A 5812-nucleotide genomic window follows, 5' to 3' on the forward strand; every position below is an offset into this window, starting at 1 on the left:
GCGTGTTTGATTTCCAGGCTGGACAACCAAATCAATACATCATCAAACGCATTCGGGCCTTCACGGTTTTGTGGCGCTTGGTAATAGGTGGCGGCATTACTGGTGCAGTTGTCTGCTTCTCGTCCCGTGACGCCGTTGCATCCATTTTGGCCATGCGAAATCACAACCAGTGGGATCTCTATCGCGATACTTGAAGAACCATCGCTTATATCAAAATTACCCATCCCTGAGGAGGCACTAGTAGGCGGTGTGTCTTTATTAAAACAGGGCGCACTGGTTTGATTGGTTGTATTGGGATTGCAATTCATTCGACCAAAATAGCTCGCGCTGGTGCCTGGGTCTGTAACGCTATTGGCGTCATTGGCTGAGGTGTTGATGTAGTAGCTAAACGGCAAGCCGTAGGCATTGACCGCATGGGTGCCGAGGCTTAAGTGGGGTAGATTACCAGAGGTGGCATTACATTGAGCTTGGGAGAAGTCGTGCGGGTTTTCAATGCCGTCGCCACTTGTGTCCGGACAAGGCAAATAATGATTCACCGCGACATAACTTAATAAAGCGGCTTTAATGTCTTGCAGTTTTTGTTGGTCTTCTTTGAACTTGCTGGTTTCGCGTAAGGCGCTGGTGCCAGCAAATAATCCGCCTAATATAATGCCCAGAATCGCGAGCACAATCGCCATTTCAACAAGCGTGAATCCAGTCTGGTGCGGATGTTTGCGAATCATGTTTATTACCTAGTTTGGCTGAGCCTAGTTGGAATACTATTCATTATGCCAATTAATGTGTTGGCTGAGTAAAGCTTTGACTTCGTGCATGGTTATCCAGATCAACTGGTCATCAAAGTCCTGGTCAATCGGCTGTTGTTGAAAATAACGATCACTATCGCAGTTTTCTTGTTCACGATCTGAGGCTTGGTTACAGTCTTGCCAAGTTTGCGCGCCATTTTGACCAAAGCTGATCACTACAAGTGGTAAATGGTTGCCGGATAGTTTACTTAAACCCGTACCGTAGACACAGCTAGTACTGTCTTGACCGCAAACCCGAAGCGCGCCATTTAAAGCGGTAGTTGTACCTAGCGGTTGAGTTAGTGTGTTGAAATAGGGAGCTTGTGTACGTGAAATTATATCAAGCGTGTCGCATTCAACCATAATGTATTCTTTACTATCAGGGTCTTTTTCACTGGATTTTTGACATTGATCCAGTGTGCAATGACGCGTTTTGTCGTCTTTACGCTCATATAGTTGCAGAGAAAAGCTCCCTGAATTGGCAAATAAGCTGGCTGAAAAACAACTATTGCGAATCTCATCATTATTTGTAGTGTCGGTGTGAGTGGCATAAAAATATGGGTTGCCGAACTCATCTTTCTGCCCGATTCCGCCAAACTCTAAATAAGGGAATGAACCTTGGTCTGCGCTGCATTGGCCATCAGTTTCACGGTTTTCAAGCCCATTGCCATTAGTATCCGGGCAGGGTAAAAATTGATTGATTTGGATGTAACTAAGTAGCACTTGTTTGATGTTTTGTAGTTCTTGTTCGGTTTGTTTGTAGGTCTGGTGCTGTTTATTTTGAACCAGCATGGAGGTGACGGATTGAATTAGAATGCCGACCAATAATAAAGCCAGCGCCATTTCTAATAAGCTAAAGCCTTTTTGGGTTGATAGGTTTAGGAACATAATAACGCCCGCCAATTTGAGCCAACGGGGTTGTTTTTACGTCCATCATTAATTGCCGGGCATTCAGCCGAAGGGCTGTCAGGGTTGTTGCATTCGTTAAACCAATGCGCGAGCTCTTCATCTAATTGGCACAGGGTCGAACTTTGGTTTTGCACGCGCCCTTGTACGTGAGCGCGCCACTCTTGATGGCTGATCGTCACGGCACGAGTATTTTGACGTGTAAAGCGATTCTGTGATGGATTGACAAGGTTTTTTAGTGAAGTCGTTGATAAATCGGTGCTTGATGCCGGTACTTGTTCAGAAATAAAAATCAACGCGACCAAGTCGGTTTGATTGTCTAGCTGGATTCGACCGTTTCCTGGGGTGTTGCTATTAAGTGGCGCATAGCGCTTAGTCGGCGGATTATTGTAGTCTGGATTTTGAATCACATAACGACTGTCCACCACATACCAAATAAAAACGGGTGAGGAACGATTATCAATAAAACGAAAATGGCGAGTGGCCAAACCAGCTGGAAGTCGGCCAATTACGATTTCCTCACCTTGGCCGCAAGGGGTGGTAGTAGAACCATTATTGTTGATATCGGGACAAGGTAGATAGCCAGGAGAGGGCACGCGATCACTGGTGTAAAAGTTACCATTGCTGTTTGTCGCATAAATTTCAGGTGCCGAAACCGCGTGCAGTAGCAGATTCGTTTTGACTTGCTCTAAAATAGTCATTTGCTTTTGACTGGCTTGGTGTTTGAGTTTGTTGGCTTGCGGCCCCATAGTGCTATAAAGCATCGCGGAACCCGCCATAAAGAGCATTAACACCAGCAAAAGTAGCGCATAACCTTGTTGATAAGGTGCCGAAGAGCGGGACATGATAAATCCTTGTGGCATTTAATTCAGAATGTTTAAAAAGTGCCATTTAGAAATGTGTTCGTTATAAATTAAGCGATTTTAACTAAATTGGCAATTGTTCAATTAAACGTTGTAATGCGCCGGTTTGCTGAGAAAAGCCTTGTTTCGCACGTTCGCCAGCTTGTTGACGTTGTTCGGTAGACTGGCTAAGTTCGATTAACTGCTGGCTTAATTGTTCGACATCTTGCGCAATCATTAGGCCATCAGCTTGTTTAAAGGAGTCGTACAAGGCTTGTAAGTTTTGGTGATATTGCCCCGAGATAACCGGTTTACTTAATGCGGCGGGCTCCAAAATATTGTGGCCCCCAAATGGCACTAAGCTACCGCCAATAAAGGCGACATCACTCACCGCAAACCAAAGCATTAATTCACCAATCGTATCGGCAAAATAAACCGAGCTTTCTGGTTGAATCGTCTGATTTTGACTGCGCTGGGCAAAGTTTATGTTGTGTTGTTTAAGTTCGTTGGCAACCGCTTCAAAACGATCCGCATGACGTGGTACTAAAATCAGCAAGGCATCTGGGTGTTGCTGGCGCAAGGTTTGATGCGCTTGAAGCATTAAGGTTTCTTCACCCGCGTGGGTACTGGCCGCTACCCAAATAAACCGATTTGTGAGGTCGTGTTGTTGACGCCAAGTTTGGGCTTCGACCACCAGGCCTGGTGGTATTTCAATATCGAACTTTAAGTTGCCTAGGGTTTTGACGCGTGCCGGCTCAGCACCAAGTTGAATAAAGTGTTGGCGGTCGATATCAAACTGGCTTGCGATCAAGTGGGTTTGGTTTAAGGCGTTTTTTACTAAACGCCCACCCCATTTTTGGTAGGACTCAAACGAACCTTGTTTTAAACGTGCATTGGCTAAAATCAGCGGAATACCGCGTTGATGGCAGGCCTGGTACAAGTTGGGCCAAATTTCAGTTTCGATCATAATCACCAATTTGGGTTGAATTTGATCGAGAAAACGATGAACCGCAAACGAATAATCATACGGAATCATTTGGTGTTGAATCGGCACTGGCGAAAACTTCAAGGCTTGCAATGCACCTTGGGTTGAACCATTTGTCACCGTGAGCGCGCTGTTTGGGTAGGTTTGATGAAGTTGTTTTAGCAAGGGGAAAATAGAGCGGGTTTCGCCCACCGACACGGCGTGAATCCAGATGCCACCGGTTTGATATTGTGCGCGTTTTAAGCCAAAACGTGCCCGAAAACAATCAATGATAGGGGTGTCAGGATCGGCCGATTTACGACAGCGTTTCCAGCCAGAGTAAACAATGAATGGAAACACTAGCCAAAGCAGGGTTCGATAAAGCCAAAGGGTCATCACCAGGCCTGGTTATTTGTTTAAATCGTAAATTTGAATCACACCAACCAGTTTTTCCTGGTCCTTCACCACCAATGAGGTGATTTTGAGTTTGTTCATTAATTCTTCCGCTTCTGACAATTTGGCTTCAGCCTGAATGGTTTTAGGATTGGCGGTCATAATATCCCGCGCACTTAAATTCATTAAATCCATCGGGTTAATATCGAGGTGACGACGTAAGTCGCCATCGGTAATGATGCCTTCAGCCTCGCCCACAATACATAAACCAAGACGACCTTCGCTGATGGTGTGAATCACGTCTTTCATAGACGCATCCGCCGCCACGGTTGGCAAAGGCTGGGTGCGCATATCATGTTTCACTTTGGTTAATAATTTACGCCCTAAGCTGCCACCTGGGTGAAAACGCGCAAAATCGTGCGGTTTAAAACCGCGTGCTTGCATTAAAGCAATCGCCAACGCATCACCCATCACCAAGGTCGCGGTAGTAGAAGAGGTAGGCGCAAGTTGCAGTGGGCAGGCTTCTTTAGGCACCGCAATATTTAAATGGTGATCTGAGTTTTTCGCTAGGGTTGAATCCGGGCGGCCAGTCATCGAAATAATCACGTTTTTGTTGTCTTTTAAAAACGGCAATAAACGAATCACTTCTTCGGTTTCGCCAGAGTTAGATAACGCAACAAATACGTCTTCAGGAGAGACCATGCCTAAGTCACCGTGAAACGCTTCACCCGGGTGCATGAAAAAACAAGGGGTGCCGGTGCTCGCCAAAGTGGCGACGATTTTGGTGCCGATCAAACCCGACTTGCCCATGCCGCAAACCACAACCCGACCTTTGGATTGTAGAATCGCGTCCACGCTAAGTTCGAATTGCTCATCCAGTAATAGGGTTAAATTATCGATGGCTTGGGCTTCAATTTCAAAAACCTGTTTCGCCACCTCAAGATGGTTTTTATGACTCATGCAGTTAGCTCCTAATTGGCGAGATAAATCGGTTTAATAATTGTAACCAAAAGTTAAGTTATAAAACTCAATGCCATTATTTTGTTCGTAAATGTTGTGGTTGGAATGGTGCTGAACACCCAGTTGCCATTCCCAGTGCTTTTTGTCAGAAAAGTATCCACCGAACGCAAATTGTTCAGAGAAGGTGAAGTTGCCACCAAAGTTGCGCACCGAGCCATCTTTATTTTCCAACTTATCTGGTGCCAGAATACTCACTCCAGCTCGAACATCAATAAAGTTGAAAATGTAGGCCACGGTTGGCCATTCGAAACGTGCCCCGGGAGCGATGCCAAACGCATTGCCTTTATTGGTCATCGAAAGTCCATCGTCTTTTAAAAACTGCCAGGATGAATAACTCACATCCAAAAACGGACGAATGGTCGAGGATGAGATAAGTGGCATGGTGTCGCCTAAGTTATAACGCAGGTTGGCTTCAATCTGCAAGGCATCATGGTTTGTGTAACCGCCAAAAGTCATGCGAAACGAATCCGCACCAAACGGATTAGTATAGCCAATCGCACCGAGTGTCGCCCAAGTTGCGCCGCGCCATAACACGCCGCCAACATCAGTAGACATGGCCTTAGTGGGCATTAAAATTAAGCTAAGTAGAATCGGGAAAGTGAGGGCGGATAAGGTTTTTTTCATGGTTTTAGTTAGTCGACTTTAAATAATTTAGTTGAAACTTGGGGCTTAATTTCAGCCATTGTAATACGGTTGCCCATTATATAAATAAAATCGGTTTTAATGGGATTTTTACAGTCTTTGTTGACTATCTGAAATAATGATATAGCTGAGTATATGGCGAAAACTAGTGAATGGGGAGGATGATCAGCTGTTCATTCGGAAAATTCCTGATAAACTTTGTCCTTATTATGGGCACCTCGATTAACCCCTGATTCATTCTGGCAACGCCAAGTTTTTCAGAT

6 protein-coding genes are annotated in these 5812 nt (G+C 45.2%); all 6 read right to left on the reverse strand.

The genetic code is table 11. From position 1 onward, the window contains the following. Window positions 1–722, reverse strand: a 722-nt coding sequence (locus tag IBX48_RS09615) for a type II secretion system protein (RefSeq protein ID WP_296833859.1), incomplete at its 3' end; no start/stop codon positions are given. 36 nt (window positions 723–758) lie between these two features. Further along, on the reverse strand, window positions 759–1670 hold the full coding sequence (locus IBX48_RS09620) for a prepilin-type N-terminal cleavage/methylation domain-containing protein (protein WP_296833862.1): 912 nt from the start codon (window positions 1668–1670) through the stop codon (window positions 759–761). Continuing rightward, a complete protein-coding gene (locus tag IBX48_RS09625; RefSeq protein WP_296833865.1) occupies window positions 1661–2533 on the reverse strand; it encodes a hypothetical protein in 873 nt (290 codons plus the stop codon). The genes IBX48_RS09620 and IBX48_RS09625 overlap by 10 nt, the downstream gene beginning before the upstream one ends. 82 nt (window positions 2534–2615) lie before the next feature. Then, complete coding sequence (waaA, locus tag IBX48_RS09630) at window positions 2616–3890, reverse strand: lipid IV(A) 3-deoxy-D-manno-octulosonic acid transferase (protein WP_296833868.1); 1275 nt, start codon at window positions 3888–3890, stop codon at window positions 2616–2618. Between the two features lie 12 nt (window positions 3891–3902). Further along, window positions 3903–4847: a KpsF/GutQ family sugar-phosphate isomerase gene (locus IBX48_RS09635; RefSeq protein WP_296833871.1), complete on the reverse strand. Its 945-nt coding sequence runs from the start codon at window positions 4845–4847 to the stop codon at window positions 3903–3905. 33 nt (window positions 4848–4880) lie between these two features. Continuing rightward, window positions 4881–5531 carry an acyloxyacyl hydrolase gene (locus IBX48_RS09640; protein ID WP_296833875.1) on the reverse strand — a complete coding sequence of 217 codons (651 nt, stop codon included), beginning with the start codon at window positions 5529–5531 and terminating at the stop codon, window positions 4881–4883. Window positions 5532–5812: the final 281 nt, after the last annotated feature.

The organism is Thiomicrospira sp., assembly GCF_014859555.1.
Lineage (GTDB): Bacteria > Pseudomonadota > Gammaproteobacteria > Thiomicrospirales > Thiomicrospiraceae > Thiomicrospira.

Coding starts and splice junctions, on each gene's coding strand:
- IBX48_RS09620 (WP_296833862.1), bottom strand. CDS start 1,670: ATGTTCCTAAACCTATCAACCCAAAAAGGCTTTAGCTTATTAGAAATG.
- IBX48_RS09625 (WP_296833865.1), bottom strand. CDS start 2,533: ATGTCCCGCTCTTCGGCACCTTATCAACAAGGTTATGCGCTACTTTTG.
- waaA (WP_296833868.1), bottom strand. CDS start 3,890: ATGACCCTTTGGCTTTATCGAACCCTGCTTTGGCTAGTGTTTCCATTC.
- IBX48_RS09635 (WP_296833871.1), bottom strand. CDS start 4,847: ATGAGTCATAAAAACCATCTTGAGGTGGCGAAACAGGTTTTTGAAATT.
- IBX48_RS09640 (WP_296833875.1), bottom strand. CDS start 5,531: ATGAAAAAAACCTTATCCGCCCTCACTTTCCCGATTCTACTTAGCTTA.